Annotated in this window: 28 protein-coding genes; 12 read left to right on the top strand and 16 right to left on the bottom strand. The window is 68.3% G+C overall.

Features of this window, described 5'->3' with window-relative positions; translation table 11 throughout:
- Positions 1–609: 609 nt before the first annotated feature.
- Positions 610–1128, top strand: a complete 519-nt coding sequence (locus RMO01_RS06210; protein ID WP_309628172.1) for a hypothetical protein — start codon at positions 610–612, stop codon at positions 1126–1128.
- On the opposite strand, the gene RMO01_RS06215 is transcribed toward RMO01_RS06210, so the two are convergent.
- From RMO01_RS06215 to RMO01_RS06225, 3 genes are all read right to left on the bottom strand, one after another.
- Complete coding sequence (locus RMO01_RS06215; protein WP_309628173.1) at positions 1125–5372, bottom strand: translocation/assembly module TamB domain-containing protein; 4248 nt, start codon at positions 5370–5372, stop codon at positions 1125–1127. The genes RMO01_RS06210 and RMO01_RS06215 overlap by 4 nt on opposite strands.
- 56 nt (positions 5373–5428) lie before the next feature.
- Positions 5429–7240: an autotransporter assembly complex family protein gene (locus tag RMO01_RS06220; RefSeq protein WP_309628174.1), complete on the bottom strand. Its 1812-nt coding sequence runs from the start codon at positions 7238–7240 to the stop codon at positions 5429–5431.
- Positions 7241–7337: 97 nt separating this feature from the next.
- Positions 7338–7592, bottom strand: a complete 255-nt coding sequence (locus RMO01_RS06225; protein ID WP_309628175.1) for a hypothetical protein — start codon at positions 7590–7592, stop codon at positions 7338–7340.
- Positions 7593–7749: 157 nt separating this feature from the next.
- Between RMO01_RS06225 and RMO01_RS06230 the strand changes: the two genes are divergently transcribed.
- Complete coding sequence (locus RMO01_RS06230) at positions 7750–9489, top strand: ATP-binding protein (RefSeq protein ID WP_309628176.1); 1740 nt, start codon at positions 7750–7752, stop codon at positions 9487–9489.
- On the opposite strand, the gene RMO01_RS06235 is transcribed toward RMO01_RS06230, so the two are convergent.
- From RMO01_RS06235 to RMO01_RS06290, 12 genes are all read right to left on the bottom strand, one after another.
- Positions 9486–10556: a CaiB/BaiF CoA-transferase family protein gene (locus RMO01_RS06235; protein WP_309628177.1), complete on the bottom strand. Its 1071-nt coding sequence runs from the start codon at positions 10554–10556 to the stop codon at positions 9486–9488. The genes RMO01_RS06230 and RMO01_RS06235 overlap by 4 nt on opposite strands.
- A 234-nt stretch (positions 10557–10790) precedes the next feature.
- Positions 10791–11090 carry a hypothetical protein gene (locus RMO01_RS06240; RefSeq protein WP_309628178.1) on the bottom strand — a complete coding sequence of 100 codons (300 nt, stop codon included), beginning with the start codon at positions 11088–11090 and terminating at the stop codon, positions 10791–10793.
- Positions 11091–11119: 29 nt separating this feature from the next.
- Positions 11120–12544, bottom strand: coding sequence for a hypothetical protein (locus RMO01_RS06245; RefSeq protein ID WP_309628179.1), 1425 nt, complete (start codon positions 12542–12544; stop codon positions 11120–11122).
- Positions 12545–12553: 9 nt separating this feature from the next.
- Positions 12554–12850, bottom strand: a complete 297-nt coding sequence (locus RMO01_RS06250) for a hypothetical protein (protein WP_309628180.1) — start codon at positions 12848–12850, stop codon at positions 12554–12556.
- 58 nt (positions 12851–12908) lie between these two features.
- Positions 12909–13043, bottom strand: coding sequence for a hypothetical protein (locus tag RMO01_RS06255; RefSeq protein WP_309628181.1), 135 nt, complete (start codon positions 13041–13043; stop codon positions 12909–12911).
- The gene (locus tag RMO01_RS06260) at positions 13037–13381 is read right to left on the bottom strand and encodes a hypothetical protein (protein WP_309628182.1); all 345 of its coding nucleotides are present in this window, start codon (positions 13379–13381) and stop codon (positions 13037–13039) included. Before RMO01_RS06260 ends, RMO01_RS06255 begins: the two co-directional genes overlap by 7 nt.
- Entirely contained in the window at positions 13378–13851 is a 474-nt protein-coding gene (locus RMO01_RS06265) for a hypothetical protein (RefSeq protein ID WP_309628183.1), read from the bottom strand. The genes RMO01_RS06260 and RMO01_RS06265 overlap by 4 nt, the downstream gene beginning before the upstream one ends.
- Positions 13848–14045, bottom strand: coding sequence for a hypothetical protein (locus RMO01_RS06270; protein WP_309628184.1), 198 nt, complete (start codon positions 14043–14045; stop codon positions 13848–13850). The genes RMO01_RS06265 and RMO01_RS06270 overlap by 4 nt, the downstream gene beginning before the upstream one ends.
- Positions 14042–14569, bottom strand: a complete 528-nt coding sequence (locus RMO01_RS06275; protein ID WP_309628185.1) for a helix-turn-helix domain-containing protein — start codon at positions 14567–14569, stop codon at positions 14042–14044. Before RMO01_RS06275 ends, RMO01_RS06270 begins: the two co-directional genes overlap by 4 nt.
- The gene (locus RMO01_RS06280) at positions 14566–15042 is read right to left on the bottom strand and encodes a hypothetical protein (RefSeq protein ID WP_309628186.1); all 477 of its coding nucleotides are present in this window, start codon (positions 15040–15042) and stop codon (positions 14566–14568) included. Before RMO01_RS06280 ends, RMO01_RS06275 begins: the two co-directional genes overlap by 4 nt.
- Positions 15042–15347: a hypothetical protein gene (locus tag RMO01_RS06285; RefSeq protein WP_309628187.1), complete on the bottom strand. Its 306-nt coding sequence runs from the start codon at positions 15345–15347 to the stop codon at positions 15042–15044. The genes RMO01_RS06280 and RMO01_RS06285 overlap by 1 nt, the downstream gene beginning before the upstream one ends.
- Entirely contained in the window at positions 15347–15709 is a 363-nt protein-coding gene (locus tag RMO01_RS06290; protein ID WP_309628188.1) for a hypothetical protein, read from the bottom strand. The genes RMO01_RS06285 and RMO01_RS06290 overlap by 1 nt, the downstream gene beginning before the upstream one ends.
- Positions 15710–15827: 118 nt before the next feature.
- Here RMO01_RS06290 and RMO01_RS06295 point away from each other — a divergent pair, with 118 nt between their 5' ends.
- On the top strand, positions 15828–16088 hold the full coding sequence (locus tag RMO01_RS06295) for a hypothetical protein (RefSeq protein ID WP_309628189.1): 261 nt from the start codon (positions 15828–15830) through the stop codon (positions 16086–16088).
- Positions 16089–16091: 3 nt separating this feature from the next.
- Here the strand turns inward: RMO01_RS06295 and RMO01_RS06300 are convergent, their stop codons facing one another.
- Entirely contained in the window at positions 16092–16724 is a 633-nt protein-coding gene (locus tag RMO01_RS06300; protein WP_309628224.1) for a S24 family peptidase, read from the bottom strand.
- Between the two features lie 329 nt (positions 16725–17053).
- On the opposite strand from RMO01_RS06300, the gene RMO01_RS18085 reads away from it, so the two are divergent.
- The 9 genes from RMO01_RS18085 to RMO01_RS06340 are packed head-to-tail and all read left to right on the top strand — an operon-like array spanning position 17054 to position 23900.
- Positions 17054–17551, top strand: coding sequence for an HNH endonuclease (locus RMO01_RS18085; protein ID WP_409013054.1), 498 nt, complete (start codon positions 17054–17056; stop codon positions 17549–17551).
- Positions 17548–18393: a ParB N-terminal domain-containing protein gene (locus tag RMO01_RS06305; protein WP_309628190.1), complete on the top strand. Its 846-nt coding sequence runs from the start codon at positions 17548–17550 to the stop codon at positions 18391–18393. The genes RMO01_RS18085 and RMO01_RS06305 overlap by 4 nt, the downstream gene beginning before the upstream one ends.
- On the top strand, positions 18390–18752 hold the full coding sequence (locus RMO01_RS06310; RefSeq protein WP_309628191.1) for a hypothetical protein: 363 nt from the start codon (positions 18390–18392) through the stop codon (positions 18750–18752). Before RMO01_RS06305 ends, RMO01_RS06310 begins: the two co-directional genes overlap by 4 nt.
- Entirely contained in the window at positions 18749–18934 is a 186-nt protein-coding gene (locus RMO01_RS06315) for a hypothetical protein (RefSeq protein ID WP_309628192.1), read from the top strand. Before RMO01_RS06310 ends, RMO01_RS06315 begins: the two co-directional genes overlap by 4 nt.
- The gene (locus RMO01_RS06320; RefSeq protein ID WP_309628193.1) at positions 18931–19635 is read left to right on the top strand and encodes a hypothetical protein; all 705 of its coding nucleotides are present in this window, start codon (positions 18931–18933) and stop codon (positions 19633–19635) included. Before RMO01_RS06315 ends, RMO01_RS06320 begins: the two co-directional genes overlap by 4 nt.
- Positions 19629–19928 carry a hypothetical protein gene (locus RMO01_RS06325; protein WP_309628194.1) on the top strand — a complete coding sequence of 100 codons (300 nt, stop codon included), beginning with the start codon at positions 19629–19631 and terminating at the stop codon, positions 19926–19928. Before RMO01_RS06320 ends, RMO01_RS06325 begins: the two co-directional genes overlap by 7 nt.
- Positions 19928–21046, top strand: coding sequence for a toprim domain-containing protein (locus tag RMO01_RS06330; RefSeq protein ID WP_309628195.1), 1119 nt, complete (start codon positions 19928–19930; stop codon positions 21044–21046). The genes RMO01_RS06325 and RMO01_RS06330 overlap by 1 nt, the downstream gene beginning before the upstream one ends.
- Entirely contained in the window at positions 21043–21918 is an 876-nt protein-coding gene (locus RMO01_RS06335) for a DNA adenine methylase (protein ID WP_309628196.1), read from the top strand. The genes RMO01_RS06330 and RMO01_RS06335 overlap by 4 nt, the downstream gene beginning before the upstream one ends.
- Positions 21915–23900 carry a hypothetical protein gene (locus RMO01_RS06340; protein WP_309628197.1) on the top strand — a complete coding sequence of 662 codons (1986 nt, stop codon included), beginning with the start codon at positions 21915–21917 and terminating at the stop codon, positions 23898–23900. Before RMO01_RS06335 ends, RMO01_RS06340 begins: the two co-directional genes overlap by 4 nt.
- The last annotated feature ends 369 nt before the right edge of the window (positions 23901–24269 follow it).

Genomic DNA, 24269 nt, shown 5'->3' on the forward strand with positions numbered 1-24269 from the left:
CCCCCCAGGACCCCAACGATTTCAATGTCCGGGATTATTTAGGGCCTTTATCGCAGGCGCCCTCCAAACCGCGCGTACACTTCTCCCGTCCCGTCGCGAGGGGAAGGCGTCCTGGGCCCAGGACCCGGACGTGCGGCGGGGTCGATCGCGGGTAGTCGTGGAGCGAGCCAACGATCTGGCTCGCGAAGCGAATGCCGGGGCAAGGGAAAAGCCCCGGGCCCGGCGGCGCTCTGGGCGCCGTCGCCCGTCGTGGGCTTAAGACGCGGAATCGGGACGAACCGGGTGACACCAAGGCGGCGGGGAAGAGGCTCCGTCGCTCCCGGCGCAAGAGCTTCCCTCACCGCACAGCTTGCGAAAACCGGTCGAGCGGAGCCAAGGCGACCACGCCGAAACTCTAAACACACAGGCTGGCGTCGGCGACGGCGTCAGCCACGGTCCCGGGCGAGATCGCCCATGGCTCCGCCGCTTCCCCGACCCGTTCACAGCGGAAGAGCGATGACCTGTGTCCGGCACGCTCCCTCCCCCTCCGGGGAGGGGGAAGCCCATCATGATATTGCGCACTCCGCCGGCATCATGTAAAACGTGCTTGTCATTTTGGAGGAAAGACACATGAGCAACTGGCTGAAGGCGATGAACCCCGCGAGCCCGATCACCACGGAGGCGGACGCCGAACGCGCAGCCAAGGCCAGCGCGATCTCGATCTTCATCGGCGTGGTCGTCGGCCTGATCGGCCTGGCCTGGACCTTCGCCAACCCGGCCGCAATGCAGGACGCGGTGGCCGCAGCGTCTCAGAACGATCCCGCCGCCGCAGCAGCGAGCCAGGCTGCGCTTCAGGTCGGTCTGTGGATGGGCGCTGGCCTGGTCGTGATCCAGCTCATCCTGGGCGTTGTCCAGTGGCGCAACCCCGGAAAGTTCATCGCCATCCTCTTCATGGTGCTGATCGCGTTCGGCGTGGTGTCCAGCCTCGCGGCGCCGCTGATGGCCGATATGGCTCCGGGCATGCCCGCCACCCCGATGTGGCAAGTGGCCCTGTCGGTGGTCATCATGATCATCCAGTTCATCCTGCACGTCACCGGCCTGAAGGGCATCAAACAGCTCGACCGAATCCAGATGGAGCAGTCGCGCTAATTCGCGTCCGCTGAACTGTTGGGCCGTCGGTCCTGCGCTCCGGTTCCCGGGACGCGGGACTGGCGGCGCCAGCGGATCGACAGGGTCGCGTCGCCCTGTCCGCCGAATTCGGAGCTGATGGCCAGGTTCCTGCGCACCTGCCATTCGACGTTGACCGCCGCCCCGCCTTCGCCGCCGCCGATGATCTCCAGATAGACGTCGTCGGTGATGTAGCGGCCGCCCGCCACCGTGAGGGCCGAGGCCTCCCCGCCGAACGACAGCCGGTCCAGCCCGGCGAGTTCGCGCAGATTCCCGATCACATCGAACCCGCCGCCGCCCGCCAGCGACGCGACCCCCGCCGCCAGCTGGGCCGCCTCGAACGGCGACAGCTGCGACGCCGACCGGCCGAACAGGACCTGCGACAGGATCTCGTCCTGGGGCAGGGCAGGGGCCGAGGTCAGCAGGATTTCCGGCCGCGCCGCCGTGCCGGTGACCCGGATGGTGGCCGTCAGAGCCGGATCCTCGCGCACCGCCGACAGGTTCAGCCGGATGCGGTTCGGGTCCGTGGACAGGGAGACCGAGCCCCGGTCGTCGAAGACGAAACGCTTGCCGGCGAACTCATAGTCGCCGCGCACGACCGCGGCGCCGCCGGTCAGCACCGGCTGGGCGATCGTGCCGCGGACCTGGGCGTTGAGGTTGAGCAGGACGTTGAGGCCCCGACCCTCGACGCTGACGTTGCCGCCGCGCGACCGCAGCCGGATGTCCATGCCGATCTGGGGACCACGGCTGGGACCGTCGTCGGCCTCGACCGGATCGCCGCCGGGGCGGTTGATCTCGACCACATCCATGCCGACGATGCCGCTCGAACCCGGCGGGTTGGCCTCGATCCGGGCCTCGTCGATGTTGATCTCGCCCGCCAGGGTAATCTTGCCGTCCGCGGCCCGGACGACGGTCAGCGGACCCGACGCCCGGCCCTCGGCGATCTCGTTGTCGATGATCTTGAAGCGGGTCAGGGTCAGTTCGAAGTTGGACCCGGAGCCTTCCTTCAGACCGATCCGGCCGGCGCCGGAGACCGTTCCGCCGGCGCCGTCGGTGGCCGTGAAGGTCTGGACCAGGGCGGTCGTGTCGTCGAACCGGCTGGCCAGGGTGACGGCGTCGAGGGTCAGGCCTATGCCGTTGTCGCGGAAGCGGCCATTCTGCAGGTTCAGACGTCCATTGATCAGCGGCGCCGCCAGGGTTCCGCCCAGGGTCGCCGAGCCGTCGACCTGACCGGCCAGGGTGCGTTCGCCCCCGAAGAAGACGTCCCAGATCGGCTGAATCTGGCCCTGCACCTCGACCTGGCCGGACATGGTGCGAGTCCTCGCAATCGCCAGACGCAGGGGCGCGGCCGAGGACTCGACCGGCAGGGTGACGTCGGCCGTGGCGCGGACCGCGTCGGTCCCGGCCGCACTGGCCTGGATCCGCAGGGTGTCATTGACCAGGGTCGCATTGACGGAGCCGTCCACGGACAGACCCCGGGGCGCATCCACGCTGCGCAGCTGGGCCAGGTTGACGTTCGCCGATCCCGACAGGTCGTCTCCGGAGCCGCGCAGGGAAATCCGCCCAGTGACCCGGCCCCTCAGATCGGGCGAAATGGAGCCCAGCTCGACGCTCGTCAGGTCGGCCTGGATCAAGGCTGCGTCGGTGTCCTGACGCAGTTCGCCGAGCAGGACGCCGCCTCCGATCGACAGGTCGACCCGGGCCACGCGGCCCTCTCCGGCCAGGGCGACGACGGCGGGATTGCGCGTCGAGAAGGCGACATCGCGCACCCTGCCTGACCCGCTCAGCGTGACGCTCTGCGCCTCGCCCTGCCGCGAATACACGCCAGACCCGTCGAAGGAGAGGGGCGTTCCTCCGCCGACGTCGGCCTTCAGGGTGAAGGGCAGGCGGTCGAGCGTGCCTCGCCCGTCCAGCTCCAGCGAACGGATCACATAGGTCGAACCGGCGAGGCGAACGTTGGAGCCGGTCACGTCGAGGATGGCAGTGTCATCGCCCGCCCCCTCGGTCAGGCGAATGCGACCGTCAGCGGTGCCCGAGGCGAGGAAGGCGCCGGGACGGGCCGTGAACGTCAGGTCGGCGCTCGACGGCGTGTTGTTGGCAAGGGCGATCGCGCCCTGCGCCGTCACGCCCCCGGCATTCAGATCGACCTCGGTCAGGCGGATACGATTACCGCCGAGGAAGAAGTTCCCCGTCGCCTTCGCTGGTCCGTAGTTCGACCCGGCTGTCATGACGATCCGGCCGTCCGAGGCGTCCGCACCCTTGCGGAAACTCAACACCAGATCGGCGTCGGTCAGCTTGAGGGGGCCTGCGGCGATGCTGTCGAAGGCGGCGGTCAGGTCGATACGCGGCTCGGCCAGGGTGCCGGTCAGGGCGCCGTCGCCCGTCATCGCTCCGTCGACGGCGACGGGCCCCACGCCGAACGGACCCTGCGCATTCCAGTTCAGGGCCAGGCGCAGCCGGCCCTCTGGCTCGATCAGGCCCCTCGCCGAGGCCGTGCCGGCCGCGCCGGTCAGGACGCCCTGTTCGACGGCGATCCGGCCGTCGTCGAGCCCGCCCGCGAACTGCAGCCGGGGCGTCGCGCCCAGCAGCCGATCCAGTTCCGCCATGCCCGTGGTCAGGCGCCCTCCGCGACCGTCGAAGGTCAGAACCCAGGGCGCGCCGCTGCGGGCCGAGGAGGCCTGGATCGGACCGCCGAAGGTTCCTCGCGCCCCGGTGCGGATACGGCTGACGTCGGTGATATCGGCCCGGCCCCGGAAGCCCAGCCCGCCGGTCAGTCCGCGACCGCCCGATCCGGTCACGGTCAGGGCCTGACCGCGCAGGTCGACCTTCTGCAGCAGGATGGCGCCGTCGGCGAGACGGGCCGCCTCGAACGACAGGCGCGGCGTGGCGCCGAGCAGGGCTCCGACGATCCCCTGGCTACGTCCGCCGGCGACAGACAGGTCGCCGGTCAAACCGATGCGGCCATTGCCGGCGGAAATGTCGAGCGGCCCCTCGATCGTCTGGGCTGCGTAGCTGGCGAGGTCGGCGTTCGCGAGACGGACATCTCCGTCCAGTGTCCAGCGCGCGGCATCGCCCTTGAACACGCCGGTATAGGTCGCCGCCCCGCCGCTGGTCGCTCCGACGAGCCGGGTGACCGACCCGGTCGAGACAGTCAGAGCGACCCCGTCTGGCACGGTACGGTCGTCGAGGCGGATCATGCCCCGCGCGCTCGACTGCAGGTTTTCCGAGGTCAGTTGCCAGGCCATGCCCTGAACCCTGTCGTCGTCCGCATCGGGCGCCGAGGCGAAGCCGAACCGAGCGGTGCGACCGATGCGTTCGACGAAAGGCTCAAGCAGATCCGATCCGCTGAAGTCGAAATAGCCCGAGATCCGCGAGCCCTGGGGACCATAGCGGCCGCGAACGGTCAGGGGCGTGAAATCGCCAGTCTGCACCGTGGCGTTGACGATCTCGCCGTTGACGAGGGCCGAGGCAAAGAAGGGTTGGTCCGGCGAGTACCCCAGCGATCCCGCCAGAGGTCCGCCCTGGGCCTCGCTGGCGCGCAGGTTCAGGCGCAGATCCTCGGGCTTGGCGCCCAGGGTGGCGGCGATGCGCAGGAAGTCGCCCGGCCGGTTCAGGCTGTAGGCGGCGATGTTCGCGCCCTTGTCTCCAGTGCGGGGAACCATGGCGTCGCCCGTCAGACGCCAGCGGCCATACTCCTGCGAGAACCCTTCAAGCAGTTCGACGTCGGCCGTGAACCTGTCGATGTCGATACTGATCGGCATCGGCTGCGGCGGCCTGCCGTCCGGCGGGTCGAGTTCGGGGCGCCGGATGACCCGGATCGACTTCGCTGTGATCTCCGTGGCGTGGAAGCGACGGGCGATCAGCGGCCAGTAGCTCCAGTCCACCCGGACGTCGCGAGCCTCGAGCCACACGCCCTTCTCGTCGGTAATCGTCACGCGACGCAGGGTGAAGTCGTCGAACAGATCGCCCTGCAGGCCTTCGACGTTGATGCGGCCATAGCGGCTGATTTTCTTGCCGGCGACAAAGCTGGTGACCAGGTCGCGGCCCGGCCCGGACACCAGATACATCCGGCCGCCGACGGCCAGGATCAGGGCCAGGATCAGCAGGCCCACAAGGGCGAAACCGCCGAAGAAGGCAGCCGCCTGAAGCCGGGTGCGACGCCGTTTCTCCGCCTTGGCGGGCGTGTCGATTTGGGCGGCGATCGCTTCGGACACTCCGGTTGTCACCGGCTTCTTCTTCCGACCCGTTGGCATGCGCCGGGCGGGCTTGGGGGTCGGATCGGTCAAAACGCCTGACCGATGCTGACGTAAACCTGGAAGCCTGCGTCGCCCTCGCGCTTGTCCAGCGGGAAAGCGATATCGGCGCGGATCGGGCCGAAGGAGAGATTATAACGGGCGCCGATGCCGACCGCGTAGCGCAGGTTCGAGAAGTCGGGTGTCTCGGCGAAACCGATCGCCCCGGCATCCACGAAGCCGACGACGCCGAAGCCCTTGCCGATATCGTGACGGACCTCGGCCGAGACCTCGAACAGGGAGATGCCGCCCCGCGGCGTGTTGTCGGGAAGGCGCGGACCGACGCCCTGGTACTCGTAGCCGCGCACCGAGCCGCCGCCTCCGGAGTAGAACAGCCGATCCGAGGGGACGCTGAGCTCGCTGCCGCCGATGATCGAACCCAGTCGCATGCGGCCGGCCAGCACCGTGCGGGCGTTGTCCTGCACGGGCATATAGGCCGTGGCCTGGGCCTCCGTGCGCAGGAACAAGATGGTGTCCTCGCCCGCCACGGCTGTCGGCTGGACATTCAGGGTCATCCGCCAGCCGGTGGTCGGATTCAGCGGGTCGTTGGATTGATCGACATAGGCGCTGCCCCGGCCGGTCAGGATAGCGAGATCGCGATCGAAGCTGATCGGCGCCTGTGTGACCGGGTCGAACCGGTTCTCGCTATACCGGCCGGCGTCCAGACCGACGCCGTAGCTGTAGTACGACGTCTTGCCGATCCGCTGGCGCAGGTCGGCGGACAGGACGGCGGCGGTCCGGCGATAGGCGTCGGTGTCCTCGTTCACCACGGCGGCCGACAGCGCCAGGGTCTCGCCCGGCGTCCGCCAGTGCGGCAGGCTGAGGTCCGCGCCGATGCGGCTGTCGATCGTAGCGAGACGCGCCTCGAACCGCAGGGTGTCGGCGCGGCCGAAACGGTTGTACCAGGTCCAGAGTCCGTTCACGCCTGAACCATCGGCGGTCGAGAAGGTGGCTCCAGCCTCCAGGATCCGACGCGGCCGGTCGGTCAGGGTGATGACGACCGGGCGGTTGCCGTCCGGCGTGGTCTGGTCCGCTGCAGTCAGGGCCACCGCCACCCCGTCATAGACGCCGGTCTCAAGCAGTCGGCGCTCCAGCTCGGCCACCAGTTCAGGATCGTAGCGCTGACCTTCGTTCCAGGGGGCCAGGCCCATGACCCAGTCCGGATTGGTAGGGCCCCGGGTATCGACCCGGACACCGTCGAGGCGAACCAGAGGGCCGGGGTTGATGTTGAAGGTCGGGGCGACAGTCAGCGTTGCATGATCCACGACCACGCGGCGCGGCTCGGTCGCGGCATCGGGATAGCCTTCACGCGTCAGGCTGGCGATGATCCGGCCCTCCCCTGCGATGACGTCAGCGGCGCGACCCGGATCGCCGGGCTGCAGTCCGATCTCGGCCTGGGCCGTTCGGATGACCTCGGGTTCCGGTTCGGGCCCAACCCACCGGATCGCTGGATCCGCAAGCAGGAAGCGCGGGCCGGGCGTGATCTCGACGATCGCGATCGGGCTGTCCTCGCCCTCGACCACGTCCGCCAGGATGGGCTGGTAGTAGCCTTCGGATCGCAACAGGGCCTCGGCCGAGGCCATGGCGGCGCGGGCCCGTCGGCGGGCGTCGAAGCCGTTGGTGGGCGGCCCTTCGGTCTCGCCGATGGCGCGAACCAGGGCAGTGCGCAGGTCGGCGTCGAGGTCGCCGCGGATCTGGGCGCGCGGGTCAGCGGACGCCGCTCCCGCTACGCTGACTGCGCCCAGGCCTGACACCGCCGCGACGAGCGCGGCGGAGATGCGGCGGAAGGGAGAGGACCTCAACGTCAATATGCAACCCTGATCGGCGACCTGTTCCGGATCGGACCAGGCTCGCCAGAGGCCCCCCTCAATCAGCGAATCGGGACGACCTTGCGGCCGATCAATAGAACAGGGTCTCGCTCTCTGGCTTGACCGTCTCTTCCGAGGAGCGCTCTTCGGACGGCAGGGTCGAGTTGGGTGGCGTGTCGGTCGGAGCCGTGGTGTCTGCGGCAGCCACGCCCTGATCGGTCGCCGCGGGTGCAACGGGCGCCTCGATCGGCGGCGGTGCGGTTTCGGCCTGCTGGGACACGGGATCTTCACAGCCGGCGACAGCCAGACCGGAACCCAGAGCCGCGAGCAACATCAAACGCTTCATTTCAAATCTCCCCCGGAGTGCGGCGTGAAAACGCGCCGTGAACAGGCCTGTTCCATAGCTCTTCCCACGGTCCCGGTCACGCTGGATCAACAGCGTTCTGGCAACCAATCCTTCGTCTATTGGCGCGACACTCAGCTTAACGGGAGAGGGCTCAGGAATGACGGCGAACGGCTATGCCATGATCGCCCAGGTGCGGTTCCGCGAACTGAGGACGCGGATCGGTCTGGCGGCGTTCATCGCCGTGACGGCGTGGTTCCTGACGCATACGGTCTGGCCGGCCGTGTGGTTTGGCGCCGTCGTGGCGACGCAGGCGTTGGACTGGATCGTGTTCAAGCCACTGCGCAAGCGCCCCGACGCTGAGCCGTCCACGGGTTACAAGATAGCCTTATGCGCCACGGCTTCGGTCAATGTGATCGTCTATTCCGGCATTGCCGCCTATCTTTGGGCGGCCGGCGGAGACGCGGGGCGGTTGTTCGCCATGGTGCAGGTGGCCGGCGGCCTGCTGCACGTCAGCTTGCACATGCACCATGTACGGCCGCTGCTGTTCGCGGCGGTCATCCCGCACAGCCTGTATTTCCTCGGCATGCCCGTCGTCGGCGCAATCGTCGACGGCAAGCCGGAAGAAATGCTGATCTCGCTGGGCGGGGTTCTTTACATGATGCACCTGGTGGTCGCCGTGCGGCAGAGCTCAATGACCACCGCGGCTTTGCAGACTGCCAACGCCGAGGCCCGGCGGGAACGCCAGAAGGCTGAGGTCGCCAGTGCGGCCAAGTCGGAGTTCCTCGCCGTCATCAGTCACGAAATCCGCACGCCCATGAACGCCGTCATCTCGGCGGCGAACCTGCTGCGCCGGACGCGATTGGATCGAGAGCAGCGCGAGCATGTGTCGATGCTTCTGGACGGCGGCGACGTGCTGGTTGGCCTTTTGAACGATGTGCTCGACCTCTCGAAGATCGAGGCGGGCAAGATGACCCTCGAATCCTCGGTGATGGACCTTCGCGAAAAGCTGGGCTCGCTCGGTCGGCTTTGGGGGCCGAAGGCCGAGGCCAACGGCGTCCGGCTGAAGATCGAGATCGAGCCCGGTGTGCCCGATTGCGTGCGAACCGATCCGCTGCGTCTGCAACAGATGCTGTTCAACCTGTTGTCGAATGCGGTGAAGTTCACGGATCAAGGCGCGATCACCGTGTCCGTCGATTGGCGGGCGGAAGACAATCGCTTGATCATTGCGGTGGCCGATACGGGCGTCGGTATTCCGGCGGACCGGCTTGCGGGGATCTTCGACAGCTTCGAACAGGTCGACGCGGGCACGACGCGAAAATACGGGGGCACCGGCCTGGGTCTGGCGATCAGCCGGCGGCTGGCAGAGATCATGAGGGGGCGCCTGACCGCCGAGAGCGTCGAGGACGAGGGTTCGACCTTCGTGCTGAGCCTGCCGATGGAGCCTGTAGCAAGGCCGGCGGCCGAGACCCGGCGTCGAACGGCGCCGCAGGTCGGGTTGCAGGGTAAGGTCATCCTCGCCGCTGATGATCACGCCGTGAACCGGCGCATCCTTTCGCTGCTGCTGGAACCGCATGGGTGCACGGTTCTGCTGGTCGAAAACGGGGCCGAGGCTGTCGAGGCGGCGAAGGCCCAGCGGTTCGACGCCATCCTGATGGACATGCAGATGCCGGTCATGGACGGGCTGGAAGCGTCGGCCCAGATCCGGGCCGGGGGCCTCAACCGGAGCACCCCGCTGATCGCCCTGACCGCCAACGCCATGGACGTGCACCGGGCCGCCTGGGATGCGACGGGTGTGCACGCTTTCCTGACCAAGCCGATCGATCCGGCGTTGCTGGCCGCGACCCTGGCCGAGGCCTGCGCCGAGCCGATCGACGAAGCGGAAATCCGAGTCGCCTAGGCCCAGCGAGAAACCGCTTCCTCCAGAGTGAGAGACCCCGCCGGTCCGATCGGAGCGATCTGCCCGTCGAAACGGGGAGCCGGCGACGGCTGGAGCGGCGCGCCGGCAAGGGTCTGTCGAGCGGCATTGTGCGGATGGTCGGCCGCCTCGGCGAAGGTCAGGACAGGGGTGACGCAGGCTTCGGTCCCGGCGAAATGCGCGGCCCAGTCATCGCGGGTGCGGCCGGCGAAGAGTTCCGTGAACGTCGCTTCCAGCGCGGGCCATTGGCTGACCGGGAATTGCGCGGCATCGACTGGATCGAGGTCGAGACCGGCGAGCAGGGCGGCGTAGAAGCGGGGTTCCAGGGCCCCGACGGCGACGAACCGGCCGTCGGCGCAGGCGTAGCAGCGATAGAAGGGCGCTGCGCCGTCCAGCAGGTTCGAGCCGCGTTCGCCCGACCAGTGGCCGCTGGCCGTCATCGAGAAGAACAGGGCGGACAGGAGCGCCGTGCCGTCGGTCATCGCGGCGTCGACGACGCGGCCCTTGCCGGTGGAGCGGGCCTCGATGATGGCGGCCAACACGCCGGCGACCAGCAGCATGGCGCCGCCGCCGTAGTCGCCGACCAGGTTCAGCGGCGGGACGGGCGGGCGACCAGCCTCCCCCATGGCGTGAAGCGCGCCGGTCAGGCCGATGTAGTTGATGTCGTGGCCTACTGTCTGGGCCAGAGGTCCCGTCTGCCCCCAGCCGGTGACGCGGCCGAAGACCAGTTTCGGGTTGCGGGGGGCGCAGTCCTCCGGCCCGAGACCGAGGCGTTCGAGAACGCCCGGGCGGAAGCCTTCAATGACGGCGTCGGCGCTCGCGATCAGGTCGAGGACCCGGTCCCGGTCGGCGGGGGACTTCAGGTCGACAGGTACGGCGTTGCGGGCCCGGTGCATGACGGCGCTGCCGACATCGCCGAAGACGCCGGCCCCGTCGGCGCGGCTGAGGCGCAGCACATCGGCCCCCAGATCGGCCAGGACCATGCCGGCAAAGGTCACCGGACCCAGGCCGTCGAACTCGATGATGCGCACGCCGGAAAGAGGTTTCATTGTCGCTTGCTAGCGCCGGCAGGGAGCCCGGTCGAGTTCACCCAAGGGAAGCGCATGAGGCTTTTCTCACGCCGTCGATGGCGGAGAAACGATGGTACGTCCTCTCGGGCTCGAACCGAGGACCCTCTGATTAAAAGGACGAGGGCCTAAATCGGCCGGGTCAGTAGCGGCGGGATCAGAGCGGTTTCGGGCCGGTCTCGCCGGGGCCGGACAGGGCGCGGTTGGGCGGTGAAGTCACCAAGCCGGATGGCCGGGCGGGATAGAGCGGCCACGGGTGTCGAGGAAAGTCGCCACGTCCGCTCCATGCAGCAGCGCCGGCTCTGGCTGAGCGTCGTCGATATAGACCTCGATCGTCAGCAGACGGGGAGCGTCCTCACCGTGCAGGTCAAACGACAGGCTGGCGTCGTTTCGGGCGCTGTCCGCCTTGAGTGCGTCGAAGTCGCGCAGGTTCATGACCCAGAGCCGTTCCGGATTGCCGTGGACCTCGGAAGCCTCTTTCAGCATGGCGCGAGCGTCGGCGACGGTGAAGGTCATGGGTGCGGCTCCAGTGTTGTGAAGGCAGCCTAGACCGAAACCAGCGCCTTGACCCAGCCCGAGGCCTCCAGGTGCGCGCTCATCTTGCGGGCGCCGGAGCGGCCGACCGCGGCGTTGCCGGTGCCGTAGTGCTTGGCCCAGAGGCGCAGGACGTGGGCTTCGTCCTTGTGCAGGCTGCGCTTGCAGACCTCGGCCGCCTCCAGCCCGGCCGATCTGGCGAGGGTGATGAAGGTGTCGCGGGTGTCCATGAAATCGAACGGGCCGTTGAAGTCCGAACCCTCGTCGCCGTCGCCGGTGAGGAGCGACGGGGCCGCGACGGCGGCGTGGTCGCGGACCTCGCGCCAGGCGTCGTTGAAGGCCCGGTTGGTCCAGACGCCCGAGCGGTTGCGCGGGGTGTCCTCCCTGACGATCAGGCGGGTGGGCGACACCTTCAGGGCGGCGTGGCGGGCGATGATGCGGTCGACGGCCGCCGCGCCGATGTCGAGCAAGGGTATCTCGGACGAGGCGACGCCTGTCTTGGCGCGGCTGACGCGGGCGACGTGCCAGCGGGGCGCTCCGGTGTCGTCGGGCAGCTTGACCAAGCGGCGCTTGTCGAGGCCGAGGATGTCCTTGAGCGACCAGCCCAGGTCCAGCGCCAGCAGGACGGCGTCGCCGATGCTGTGGTGGCCCAGCGCCTCGGCCGAGGCGACCAGGGCGGCCATCTCCTCGGGCGTGCCGACGCGGATGCGGCCGTCGGGCGGGGTGCGGTCGACCAGGGCGACGGGATTGATGGCGAAGGCGGCGATCCGCTTCTTGAGCTTGAGCCAGCCGAAGAAGACCGAGGCGACCTGAAGCACGCCATGGGCCATGTTGTGTCCGCGATGCTGGAGCAGCCACTGATAGGCCTGCTCGACCGGGAAATCCTCGTCCTCATCCTCGCCCGGTGCGCACAGGGTCTCGATCGGCAGGGCGCGGAAGGCGTCCAGCGCCGCCTGGTCCTCGGTCTCGACACAGGCGATCTGGAAGACGTGGATCTTTGACTTGTAGTCGGCGACCGTGGTGGCTGCGAGGCCGCCCTTGCCGCGATCGAGCGTGAACTTGGGCGTCTTCAGCCATTCGTCGATCAGGGCGCCGATGGCGCGGCGGTCGATCCTCTGCGCCGGCGTCAGGGCCGAGCCGTCGACGGACCCCGCCGGGGCGAAGGCGGCCATGTCGGCGGGGACCGGCGTGCCCTTCAGGGTCCAGGCGGCGACGGCGGCGTTGATGGCCTCGGCGCGGGTGATGGCCTCACCCTTGGGCAACCAGGTCTGGACGCCCTTGCGGTCGCGGGTCGAGAAATCGACGGGCCGCCAGCCCTGGGCGCGGCGCGTTGGAGACGGGAGCCAGCGTGGGCGTCCGTTCCGCCAGTCGAAGCCGACGGGGAGGACGCCGTGCTGACGCTGGCGGCGTTTGGGCGGGGCGGTTTTGCGGGCCATGGACGGGCCTCAGGGGATGAAGGTGGCGAGGTCCTGGATCGCGGACCCCGTGTTGTCGCGCACGGCGACGAAGCTGGCCAGCGCCGGGTCCGTCGGATTGGCGACCTGAAGCGCCGCCGCGACCTGTCCGGCCGATGCGGCCACGGCCGCGAGGTCAGCGAGATTGACGGCGGCCAGGGTCGAAGCTTCGACCTTTGCGACGGCCTGGATCACCTGATCCTGCCCCATGCCCATGACCTTGAAGCGGCGGAAGAGCGCACGGCGCAAGGATTTGCGGGTCTCGGCGACATAAGCGGCGTCGGTCATAGCAGTCGCTCCCGCCGCGTCAGACGCAGCACCAAGGTGTGGAAGAGCGCGGCCAGCATCACGGATGCCCCTTGGCGGTGACGATCAGGAGGAAGATGGCCGCCAGCGCCAGCAGCAACAGGGCGACGCCCTGACCGCGTTCGGACAGCAGGCGGGGGCGCGACGCCGGGCGGCGGCCGAGGAAGGTCAGCATGAGGCTTTCCCCTTGATGGCGCGGAGGGAGGCGCGGCCGTCGCGGCCGACGGCGGGCGGGACGATGCGGGGCTCGGGCTCGACCGGGCGCAGGGCGTGGACGCGCTGGGTGCGGCGGACCAGCCAGCGTTCGACGGCCTCGGCCAGATAGCGGACCGGTTCGCCCGGTTCGTTGATCTCGGCCGGGAAGTCGCGGTCGGCGGTCCAGCGCTCGCGCACCTTGCGGAACCGCTCATAGCTGAGGCCGACGCGGTCGGCGGCCTGGCGGCCGGTGTAGTGAGCCGAAGGCGCGGGCGGGGTGAAGGTCAGTGGCGTGTGGCTGAGAGCGAACATAGTCATGAAGACGGTCCCTTCAGTGCGCGGACGGCGGCTCCGGCGCGCTTTAGAATGTTGTCCCAGAGGCTATCCCGCACCCATTCGTAACCGGTGCGATCCTGCATCTCGGCCGCTGCGGCGCACTGTTCGATTACCTCGTCAGGGCTTTTCGAAATGTAGAAGAGCAGGCTGGCCTCATAGGGAAGCCATCCCACGACGCTCCCCGAGCCTTGGGTGAAGTGGTCGTGCGACCAGCACCAGCCGGCGAACTCCCAGCGATCTTCGCCGGTATTGCCGAGGTTGTTGTGGCCGATGGTCCAAGTTTCCAGCTCGTCTTCCAACGGATGCTGGGCTTCGGGCTCCTCGTAGTTCACCAGAAGGCGAAGCAGCCGGCCGTCCTTCGGCGCATAGTCCATAGGAAAAGCCGGTCGGGCGACCCAACCCTTGTCGAAGGGCTGAAGCGCCTCGACGATCTCTTGTGGCATCTTCCTCATGCCAGCACCTGTCCGTGCTGAAGGCGGCGCGACAGGTTGTCGGCGATCATGTCACCGATGGCCCGTCCGGCGGCCGTGCAGGCTTCCGGCGTGGTGATGCGGTCGAAGGCTCCGGCGATCTGAACCGGCTTCTCCTCCCCGCCCTGCAGCACAGCGAGGTTGACGTTGAGGACGGTGACGTGGGCGGCCGTCATTGCGCCCTCCGGCCGTCGTGGCGTTCGGCGTCGATGCGGGCCTGGCGCAGGGCTTCGGCCGGGGAGGCGGCGCGGCCGACGTGCAGCTTGGGGCCGTCGACCTTGAACGGGCTGTAGCGGGGGCCGTGGGTCTCGGCGAGATGCTCGGTCCCGGTCCAGCGGATCAGCCAGACCCAGTCGGGGCGCAGGGCCTGCATCAGGGCGACCTCCTCCGCCAGCGCCATCGAGGGCGGCGGGCAGGCCATGACCTCGGCCCAGATCTGATCCTTGCCCTCCGGGAAGGCGGAGAAGACCGCACCCGTGGACATGCCGATGCGGGCGGCCAAGTCGCGGATCGTCGTCGCCTCATAGCCGACGTTGACGAACAGGAAGCGGGCCGCCTCCTTCACCTTGGCGAGGGTGCGCAGCTTGGCGAGGTCGCGGCGGTTCGGCTTGCGCTGATCGAAGAGGTTTCGCGCCCGTTCGATGTCCGCAAGGGTCGGGCTGGGCGGCTGGATGGCCGTCAGGGTGTGCGACAGGCTCATTGGGGCGCACCCCAGGCGATGACGTGCCGGGCGATGATCTCGCCGTCGTTCTTGCGCAGACTGTTCCACAGCTGGGCATAGTTGGAGAAGCCGGCGGCGATCGCGAAGCCGTGCGCCGGCTGCGCGCGGTCACCGGCCGAGGCCTGTTCGGCGGCGGCCAGCATGCGGGCGACCCCGGCACCCCGGTCGCCCAGACGGCCGGACGCGTTGTCAAACTGCTGGCTCAGGACGCGCACAACGCCGTCGGCGGAGAAGGTGACGACCCCGGAGAAGACGCACTGCATCTCGGGGAAGGTCTTGCGCGTGCGCGGGTTGGTCCCGCCCCGCGCGGCCGTCGCCAGCTGGAGCCGGTGACCCACGTGGGCGTGGGGCCTGCGGCTGTCCGCTTCGCGCGGCAGGGCCAGTAGAATGTAGCGGCGGCCTTCGTTGATCGCGGTCGCGATCGTGGCGGCGGGAAGGGTATAGGTGGCCATCAGGCGGCGTCCCGCTGAGCTTCGGGGAGGGAACAGCGCGGGTCGAAGAAGTCGCGCAGGCGGCCCGTTGTCCGGTCGAGGTGACGGGCGATGCCGAACACGTCGTGGGTGAGGTTGAAGTTGTCCGCCTTGGCCAGCTTGGTCAGGTCCAGCGGGCAGCCGTTCGCGTGACATGCCGTCAGGTCCATGGTGGTGGACAGGCGGTCGAGCGTCTCGCCCTGGGCAAGGCAGAGTTCTTCGGCCCGATCGACGATGGTCGAGATCAGGCCCGCATCCTCATCGGACACGTCGAAGGAAACAGGCATCAGTTCAGGCTCCGTTGCAGAAGGTTGGCCGCCGTGGCGGCGGCCAGGGCGGCCTCCGTCAGGCGGGAGGCGAGATCGGGGGAGACGGGGAAGGGCGGGTCCTCGGCCAGGCACTGGGCGGCCAGCCGCACCTCGTGCAGGGCGAAGGGGTTCGCGCCCCGGCCGTCGCCGGCGTCGATGAAGACGGTGGCGAAGATGCAGGCCTCGGTCGCCGAGACCTGCTGGAGGTCGGCGATGGGGCGCAGGCTGACCCGGCGGGGGTCGCCCCGCTCCAGCGCGATCAGCAGATCGGACACGCGCCCGACCGTGGCGTCATCGCTGACGACCGGCGGCGGAGGGGCGGCGAGTTGAGGGGTGGTCATGGTTGGCTATCCGTGGTTGGTACACGGATATCCACCCTGTCTAGACGTTATGTCAAGACATTTTGGCTAAAGCAGATCGAACATGCCGCTGTTACGCTCCACCTGAGGAGGTGGGGCGATGTGGATTCTATTGTTGGGCGTGTTGATGCTCGGGCGTTGGTGGCAGGTGGCCCTGTGGGTCGTCGCCGTGACGGTCCTGGGAGGCGTCGTCACCGTCGGGCTGACGCCTGGGGTCACTGCGGATGAGCTGATCCCAGCAGGGATCGTCGCGCTGTTTGTGCATGGCGGGATTGCCGCCGCGATCTTCGGGTTGAAGAAGGCGTGGCTGAACCACAAGCTGCCGAAGCAGCGTCGTCCAGGCCCAGCAGGTCAGCGGTAGCCTTTAGCCGCGTCCGACCACCGCGTGGACGGCGGCAACGTTGTCCTTCTCGAAGGACCAGTCGCGCGGCGGGTTGAACTGAGTAAGCGTCACGGTTTTCGCGTCGCGACCAACGTACCGCTTGAGGTAGCCGTAGTCATCCTTCGTAACCAGAACGCAGTCCTGATCCCTTGATGGCCACTGGTTAGGCGCGATGTAAATAGTTTCGCCGGGCTCGTACCGCGGGACCATGCTGTCGCCAGCAACCTTCAGGGCGTAAGCGCCAATGATGTTCGCCTGATTTGGATGGCGTGGCACCGCACCAAGCAACGTCTGCTGCGCTAACGTCAAATGATCGTCGCTCGCCGCCCCTGCCCAGCCATATAGGGGCACCATCCCCGGGAGGATGGAGATTTCAGAAGTTTCCCCGGCACGGGAGATTTCCTGCCCCAGCCAGCTCTCGACCTTTCGCCACTCGTGCCGCTGGATGCGGCGCCGGTCGTCGAAGATGCGGGTCACCTGTGAGGCGTCGATGCCCAAAAGCCGGCCCAGCTCGGACTTCTTGAAGCCCTTGGCGTCCATCGCCTCCGCGAGAGCCCGGATCTCGGGGTCGCTGCTCTTAGTGGTGTCTGCAATGCCCATCCGCCCATTGGACACATAGTCCAAACGGGGTCGTTGACGCGGTGCGCAAATCACATGAGGCATGGCGCTAGACATTATGTCTGGAGGTTATGTCAAATGTCTCGGAACCGCCAGAGGCGATCTAGGGCGCAGCAAAGGTTGTTCGATATCGGGCTGGCGCGGGTCGCTGTCTGGTGCGGGGTGAGCGAGAGCGCCGTCTACAAGTGGGTGGATCGTCGTCCGGCTGATAGCCCGGTCCCGCCCCAGCATATTCCCGCCATCCTCGTCGGATGCCGGGCCGCCGGTATCGAAATGGAAGCCCAGGAAATCTGGGCGGCCGCAGCTTCTCTTCGGGAGATTGCGGCATGAGAGCCGTGGTCATCGAGATCGCCGCCACTTGGCATGATCGGGTTGATCGGTCGGGCGGGCCAGACGCGTGCTGGCCGTGGGTTGGACCGCTCAGTCCTGCCGGATATGGCCAGACCCAGATCAGGCTGGACGGTCGGTCAAGAAGTGCAGGCGCGCATCAGGTTGCCCACTATGTGGCGACTGGTCGCTGGGAGGGGGCGGCTGCGAGGCGGATGGTCAGGCACCTCTGCCATAACCGTCCATGCTGCAATCCGGGCCATCTGGTCGGCGGAACTGCGAAAGACAATGCGGAGGACCTAGCTGCTCGCAATCGCGGGGAAGACCTTCTGGCATCACCAGTCCGTCAGGCACCGCCGCGCCTGCGAGCCGAGGCTCCGCGAGCCGAGCCCCGGAACCTAGGCGTCTATCAGTTGCCCGTCGCAGGCACGGCCTGCGCCCACAACTGGCCCTGCCGCGTCCACTTTTGCGGCGCGTATCAGGGAGAAGCGGCATGACCGATCATCGTCCCATCGCAACCGGCGACCTGAAGGCACCGGAGAGCGGTTTCAAACCCGGCCCCGCCCCGATGCTTCAGTGGCTGAAGATCGCCGACCTGGTCGTGGACGACCGCTATCAGCGGCCGATCTACGGCGCCGGACATCGGAATGTCCGCGAGATCGCCGAGCGTTTCAGCTGGTCGAAGTTCGCGCCGCTGATCGTCGCACCTGTCGAGGGTGGCAAGTTCGCTGTCATCGACGGCCAGCACCGAGCGACGGCGGCGGCGTTGCGCGGCCTGGAGAGCGTGCCCGCTCAAGTGATTATCGCCGACGAGATCGAACAGGCCGCCGCGTTCAAGGCCGTCAATGGTCAGGTCACGCGGATGCACAAGCTGGCTGTGCAGCACGCCGCCCTGATGGCCGGAGATGCTGACGCGCTGGCGATCAAGGCGGCATGCGACGCGGCGGGCGTCGCCATCCTTCGATACCCGGTCGCCCTGCCATCGCTGAAGCCGGGCGAAACCCTTGCGCTCGGCGCGGTGAAGGAGGCGCTGAAGTCGTTCGGCCACGACGCACTGGTCACGGCCATGATGTGCGTGACCGAAACGAGCAACAACCGCCCGGGCCTTCTGGCCGCCGACATCATCAAGGCCGTCTGTGCGGCGCTGGCGTCGAACGAGCGTTGGCGAGACGGTGGCGAGGCTCTGTTTGCGGCATTCGACGTGATCGACCTCGAGGACGAACTGGAAGAGGCGCGCTGCTCGCGTCGGGCCAAGGGCGTCGCGGTCTGGGAGGTCCTGGCTGACCGGATCAAGGCAATCCTGCGTGACGCCCTGCCCATGGTCGAGGTGGCGCCATGAGCCACAACCCCAACATGACCAGCGCCGAACGGGTGCTGTGGCGACAGGTGGCGCAGGCGGCGCACGAGGCGGCCAAGGCGCCGGAGAGCGCGGGCCTGGCCAAGGCGCTGAAGAAGGCGCTGTCGGGGGCCGAGAGCTGGCGCATGCCGGACCTGAGGCCTCTGCCCAGCGCCTGTTTCCGGGCCTTTCTGATGATGGCGCGCGGCTTCGCGGCCGAGCCGGACCCCGTGGTGCGCTTCGCCCTGAAGGCGCGGCTGGCCGGTCTGGCCGATGCGGCGGGGGACATTCTGGATGGGCTGGGTCCGACGTCGGGCGATGAGCCGCGTCCGGCATGGATGGATCGGGCGGACCTGAAATGAGCCGCGCCGTGATCCCCGTGCCCCGGGCGCTGCTGAAACAGCTGATCCAGGCGAGCATCGACCTGCTGGACGCGGCCGAGGCGGCGGCGACCGATCGGGAACCCGACGACGAAGACGAGGTCGTCAGCGAGGACGACGGCCTGGTGCGCCACTGGACCGACAGCGTCGGGAGGCAGGCGTGAGCATGGTCGCCCTGGTCTCGTCATCGCCGCCGGTGACGCCGCGCGTCGGCTCGCCCCGGCGCGCCGCCATCCTGACCGCCCTGGCCAGCGCGGCCGTGCGGGCGGGGAACCTGAAGGCCGTGCTGCTGCTGGCCAAGACGGGGCGGCCGAAGAGCCTGCTGGCCTGTTCGGGCCGGTTCCGGGTTCTGGCCCTGAGCGGGCTTCAGGCCGTCTATCCCGAGGCGAACGAGCCGGCGCTGAGGTCGGCGCTGGGGCTGGGGCCGTCGGTGGACCGGCGGCGCCGGGCGCTGGAGGCCTGCACCACCTGGCCGGAGGCCGACGTGCGGGCCACGGCCCTGTCGATCGTCGAGAACGAGGACGCCCAGCTGACTGGGCGCTGGATCTGGCCGCACGCCTGTGCGGTCGCGGCCGAACACACCGGGGCCGAGGCGGCCGTGGTGGCGACGGTGACCGGGTCGCGGGCGACGCCGCCGCGCGTCGTGGCGCGGGCGCGCAAGCTGGCGGTCTATCTGACCATGACCGAGGGGGACGTGAACCTGACGGCCATGGCGGCGGCGACGGGCCTGGATAAATCGACCGTGCGGTTCCACGTCGAGGGCCTGGGGGACGCGCGCGATGACGACCCCGCCCTGGACGCCGAGCTGGAGATGCTGAGCGCGCTGTTGCGCGCGCGGCTGGATCAGGAGCTGAGCCAGTGGTGACTCGCGCGAAGGTCAAGAGCCGAAAGCAGTTCGACAAAAAACTGGCCCAGATCTGGAAGCGGATCGGTCAGGGTGGACAGGTCGAGATCGCGGCCATGTACGAGGTCGGCAAAGGCCCCCGCGTCTGGTTCGGCTGCGATGGCCTGTACCTGACCATGCCGATAGAAGCGGCGCGCCGGTTCGCCGTGAAGTTCCAGGAGGCCGAGGCTCTGGACCCGAGCCTCGGCACGTTGGGTCGCGATTTCGCGACGGCGGCCGATATGGCGGAAGCGTCGACGGCGCCGGTGCAATGATGGAGCGTCGCCCTCTCCCCTATCCCTGGGATCGCGTGAAGGAGGAGCTTCAGTCGCGCGTCCGCGATCTGGCTGAGGACCTTGGCATCAAGTGGAAGCCCGACGGCCAGGGCCTTTTGCATCCGCTGAACCCGAACCGGAAGGACAACAAGCCCGGCAGCATGGTGATCTGGACCGATCCCGGCCGCATCGGGGCGTGGAAGGACTATGCCTCCAACGATCAGGGCGACATCTTCGGCATGATCCAGTTCTGGGCCCGTCCTCGCCCCGCCGGGAAGATGGACGTCTATTGGTGGGCGCTGGAGTGGCTGGGCTGGGACAAGGGGACGGTTCGGACCCTCTCGGAGGACGTCGAGGCGCGAGAGCGCCGGGAGCGTGAGCGGATCGCCGAGGAAAGCCGGTCCAAGGCCTTGGCCGATGCGAAATCTCGCGCACTGTTCGGGCTGTGGCTGGGCCTTCCGCCGATCGCGGGGACGCCGGCCGAGCATTATCTGCGCGAGGTGCGCAAGGTGCCGATGGAGCGGCTGGCGCATCAGCCCGGCGCCCTGAGATGGGCGGCGGCTGTGGATTGGGTCGATCCGGAGACGGGCGAGGTCCACGAATGGCGCAACGTGATGGTCAGCGCCATGACGGCCGACAAGCGGGTGACCGCCCTGCACCGGACATGGCTAAAAGCGGACGGCAGCGGGCCGGACCCGGCGCGCAAGGCCAACGGCCGGCACAAGACGATGATCGGCCGCGCCTCGGGCGCGGCGATCCGGCTGAGCCCCGGACCCAGCGGCCTGTCGCCGACGGCGGCGGCGAAGAAGGGGATCACCGGGCCGCTGGGCATCGGCGAGGGGATCGAGACGTGCCTGCCCGTCGCGGTGGCGCGGCCGGACTACCGCGTCTGGGCGGCCGGGTCGCTGAGCCTCATGGGGCTGCTGGAGTGGCCGGACTGCGCCAGCGCCGTGGTGCTTTTGCGCGACAACGACTGGGAAAAGCCGGAGGCCATCGCGGCCTTCGACCGGGTCGAGGCCCACTGGCGCGCCCAGGCGCGCGGGCGGCCGGTCGCCGTCGTGGCGCCGCCGCCGGGGGTGGACGACTTCAGCAGCTGGGTCATGGGGGTGGCGGCGTGAGTTCGAGGACGAGGCCTCCGCTGAGATATTTCGGCAGCAAGTTCCGGCTCGCTCGCAAGCTGCTGCCCTACTTCCCGCCCCATGACCAATACGGCGAGCCGTTTGGCGGGAGCGGAAGCGTCCTGCTGCACAAGCCGCGTTCGCGCGTCGAGATTTACAACGATCTCGACGATGACCTGGTCAACCTGTTCCGCGTGTTGCGCCAGCCGGGCCCGGCGGCGAAGTTGACCGATCAGCTTCGCCTGACGCCTTACTCGAGATCCGAGTTCGTAGCCGCCTATGTTCACACCGACGAACCTGTCGAACGGGCCCGGCGCATGATCGTCCGGTCATTCATGGGCCACAGCAGCATCGGAACGCGGATCGACCGGACGACGGGTTTCAGGGCTTGCAATCCCGCTGCGCATGGCGACCCCGCCAAGTCCTGGGCGACCTATCCAGATGCCCTTCAGGGTATCATCGAGCGCATTCGCGGGGTTTCCATCGAGCAGCTTCCGGCGCTGGACCTGATCGCACAGCGTGATGGCCGAGGCGTCCTTTGGTACGTCGATCCGCCTTATGTCCATTCGACCCGATCCGAGAAGACCACCCGGGCGGCTCCGTCCGCTGGATATCGTCATGAACTGAGCGACGCCGACCATGTCGCGTTGCTCGAGACCCTTCTGCGCGCCGACGGGATGGTGATCCTCTCCGGCTACCACCATCCGATCTACGCCGACATGCTGTCGGGCTGGGAAGTCGTCGAACTGGAGGCGCTGGCTGAGGGTGGATCGCCGCGCACCGAAGTCCTTTGGATCAATCCCGCTGCTACCCGCGCTCGCGCCGGCGCAGCCGTGGCCAGACCGGCCGACCTGTTTGGCGTTGACGCATGACTACCGATGACCCCTTCGCCGCCATCGCTGCGTCCCTGCCCTCGTTCGAGGAGGAGGACGAGGCGGCCCTGACCCAGGTGTTGCGCGAGATGTCGCTGCGCGACCCCCTGCGCGGCGATCCGATGGAGATCGAGCTGCCGACCGGATCGGTCGAGGACGTCCTGCCTGGGCAATGGCGCATGGGGTTCAGCCGGTATCAGACCGGCCTGCCGTTGAACTGTCCGGTGACACCGCTGGGCAAGCTGGCGACCCTGTCGGGGACGACGTATTTCTTTCTCGACACCCTGGGCGAGGTGGCGGTGCTGGGGGAGAACGCGGGCAAGGGCAATATCGCCAGCCTGTTCAGCGGACGGCCGAAATATCTCGAATGGGCGTGGCCGCGCCTGACGGCGCCGAAGCGCAAGGGCGATCCCTGGATGGTGAAGGGGTGGGAGGCGGACGAGGCGCGGAACGACCTGTTCGCGGCCTGCGCATACATGGGCACGTTCGAGCTGGAGGACCGGGTGCGCGGCCGCGGGGCCTGGCGCGGGGACGACGGCGGCCTGATCTTCCATGCCGGCGACGCCGTGTGGATCGACGGGAAGTGGAAGCCGCCCGGCGCCAACGGGCGCTACATCTATCCCGGGCGGCCGAAGATCGGGCGGCCGGCGCGGGGCAGCGTGCCCCAGGGCGAGGGCTCCCCCGGCGACATCCTCTTGCAGGGGCTGGAGAGCTGGGAGTGGGAACGGCCTAAGCTGGACCCGCGCCTGGCGCTGGGCTGGATCATGTCGGCCATGGTCGGCGGGGCGCTGGAGCAACGACCTGTTGCGTATGTCACCGGGACCGAGGGGGCGGGCAAGTCCACGCTGCAGAAGCTGTTCCGCCTGTTGATGAACGGGGCGCTGCTGGCCACGTCCAACACGACGCAGGCGGGCATCTATCAGAAGGTCAAACAGGACAGCGTCGCGGTCCTGGTCGACGAGATGGAGGCCAAGGAGGATACGCGGACCACGGACAAGATCCTGGAGCTGGCGCGGGTCGCCTATAGCGGGGACAAGATGCAGCGCGGCGGCAAGGACGGCGTGGGGCAGGAGTTCAGCGTGAACAGCTCCTTCCTGATGTCGTCGATCGCCATGCCGCCCGTGGACGCCCAGGACGCCAGCCGCATGGCGGTGCTGATGCTGCGCGAGCGGGTCAAGGCGATCAGCGTGGACGGGGTGAAGCCAGTCGACGTGATGACGGCGTTGGGGCTGAAGGACGCCAAGAAGGTCAGCCTGATCGGGTCGCAGCTGTTGCGGCGGCTGGTCGTGTGGTTCGAGATCGAGGGCAACCGGCCGCGTTGGGACAAGCTGATCGACGCGTTTCGGGCCGCGCTGCTGGACAGCGGGCATTCGGACCGGGCGTGCGACACCTTCGGGACGCTGGCGGCCGGCTATCACGCCGCGCTGAGGGACACGATGCCCGATGACGTCGAGTTGGCTGAATGGGTGGCGCTGCTGGCGCCGAATACCCTGACCGAGACGAGCGGCAAGGAGAAGACGTGGCGGCGGTGCTTCATGCACCTGCTGGAGGCCCAGCCGGAGACGTTGCGGAACTCGCGCGTCGCCAAGTCGGTCGGCGCGGCGCTGTTGTCGTGGCGGGACAGCGAGACCGGGCCGCTGGACATGATCTTCAGCCCTGACGAGACCCTGAGGCTGTTCGGCATGGCGATCAGCTTCGGCAGGGACCAACACGGCGCCCCGAACCCCCAGACGTGGCAGTACGCCCGCCTCTTCATTCCCGCCAAGCACCCGGGGTTGAACACCCTGTTCGCGGGGACGCCCTGGGCTGGACGCATGGGCGCGCCCGGACCCTGGCTGGGCGTGTTGCGCCAGATGCCGAGGCATCTGTGGGAGCCGGGTAAGTGCGACAAGGGGCTGGATCGGAAGGCCTCGGGCGTGTTCATCGAGCTGGCCGAGGCGCTGGCGCATGATGACGTTGAGCCGATGGCGCTGGCCGCCTAGGAGCGAAGCGACCCAGCGACATGGAAAGGCCTGCCAGCGTGAGCTGGCGGGCCTTTCTGCATCGCCGACCAGGCGATGCGCAGCATCTCTTCAGCGAGGCCTAGCCGAGCGCCCACGCAGCGCCCGCTTGGGCGCGGTGCGCGTGGGCTCCGCATGACTGTCTGAGGCCGCCCAGACCCTCACCCTGAGCGCTCCAGATAGGGTCCGGTCCATCCCCGACCCTGCCCCGGTTAGCGAGAACATGCGCTGCGCCTCGGGTCGGGGGACACCGGTCGAGACGGTTCTGTGGTTCTGATCACGGTTCTGTGCTTTCGCCAGCGACTTCAAACACATCGACGGCGGGAGAACCGTAGAACCGTAGAACCGGGC

The sequence above is a fragment of the Brevundimonas sp. genome, from assembly GCF_031412435.1.
Taxonomy (GTDB): Bacteria; Pseudomonadota; Alphaproteobacteria; order Caulobacterales; family Caulobacteraceae; genus Brevundimonas.

Bases quoted from the DNA above. Each gene is read 5' to 3' on its own strand.
- RMO01_RS06210 (WP_309628172.1), top strand. From the start codon at position 610: ATGAGCAACTGGCTGAAGGCGATGAACCCCGCGAGCCCGATCACCACG.
- RMO01_RS06225 (WP_309628175.1), bottom strand. From the start codon at position 7,592: ATGAAGCGTTTGATGTTGCTCGCGGCTCTGGGTTCCGGTCTGGCTGTC.
- RMO01_RS06230 (WP_309628176.1), top strand. From the start codon at position 7,750: ATGACGGCGAACGGCTATGCCATGATCGCCCAGGTGCGGTTCCGCGAA.
- RMO01_RS06235 (WP_309628177.1), bottom strand. From the start codon at position 10,556: ATGAAACCTCTTTCCGGCGTGCGCATCATCGAGTTCGACGGCCTGGGT.
- RMO01_RS06240 (WP_309628178.1), bottom strand. From the start codon at position 11,090: ATGACCTTCACCGTCGCCGACGCTCGCGCCATGCTGAAAGAGGCTTCC.
- RMO01_RS06245 (WP_309628179.1), bottom strand. From the start codon at position 12,544: ATGGCCCGCAAAACCGCCCCGCCCAAACGCCGCCAGCGTCAGCACGGC.
- RMO01_RS06250 (WP_309628180.1), bottom strand. From the start codon at position 12,850: ATGACCGACGCCGCTTATGTCGCCGAGACCCGCAAATCCTTGCGCCGT.
- RMO01_RS06255 (WP_309628181.1), bottom strand. From the start codon at position 13,043: ATGCTGACCTTCCTCGGCCGCCGCCCGGCGTCGCGCCCCCGCCTGCTG.
- RMO01_RS06260 (WP_309628182.1), bottom strand. From the start codon at position 13,381: ATGACTATGTTCGCTCTCAGCCACACGCCACTGACCTTCACCCCGCCC.
- RMO01_RS06265 (WP_309628183.1), bottom strand. From the start codon at position 13,851: ATGAGGAAGATGCCACAAGAGATCGTCGAGGCGCTTCAGCCCTTCGAC.
- RMO01_RS06270 (WP_309628184.1), bottom strand. From the start codon at position 14,045: ATGACGGCCGCCCACGTCACCGTCCTCAACGTCAACCTCGCTGTGCTG.
- RMO01_RS06275 (WP_309628185.1), bottom strand. From the start codon at position 14,569: ATGAGCCTGTCGCACACCCTGACGGCCATCCAGCCGCCCAGCCCGACC.
- RMO01_RS06280 (WP_309628186.1), bottom strand. From the start codon at position 15,042: ATGGCCACCTATACCCTTCCCGCCGCCACGATCGCGACCGCGATCAAC.
- RMO01_RS06285 (WP_309628187.1), bottom strand. From the start codon at position 15,347: ATGCCTGTTTCCTTCGACGTGTCCGATGAGGATGCGGGCCTGATCTCG.
- RMO01_RS06290 (WP_309628188.1), bottom strand. From the start codon at position 15,709: ATGACCACCCCTCAACTCGCCGCCCCTCCGCCGCCGGTCGTCAGCGAT.
- RMO01_RS06295 (WP_309628189.1), top strand. From the start codon at position 15,828: ATGTGGATTCTATTGTTGGGCGTGTTGATGCTCGGGCGTTGGTGGCAG.
- RMO01_RS18085 (WP_409013054.1), top strand. From the start codon at position 17,054: ATGAGAGCCGTGGTCATCGAGATCGCCGCCACTTGGCATGATCGGGTT.
- RMO01_RS06305 (WP_309628190.1), top strand. From the start codon at position 17,548: ATGACCGATCATCGTCCCATCGCAACCGGCGACCTGAAGGCACCGGAG.
- RMO01_RS06310 (WP_309628191.1), top strand. From the start codon at position 18,390: ATGAGCCACAACCCCAACATGACCAGCGCCGAACGGGTGCTGTGGCGA.
- RMO01_RS06315 (WP_309628192.1), top strand. From the start codon at position 18,749: ATGAGCCGCGCCGTGATCCCCGTGCCCCGGGCGCTGCTGAAACAGCTG.
- RMO01_RS06330 (WP_309628195.1), top strand. From the start codon at position 19,928: ATGGAGCGTCGCCCTCTCCCCTATCCCTGGGATCGCGTGAAGGAGGAG.
- RMO01_RS06340 (WP_309628197.1), top strand. From the start codon at position 21,915: ATGACTACCGATGACCCCTTCGCCGCCATCGCTGCGTCCCTGCCCTCG.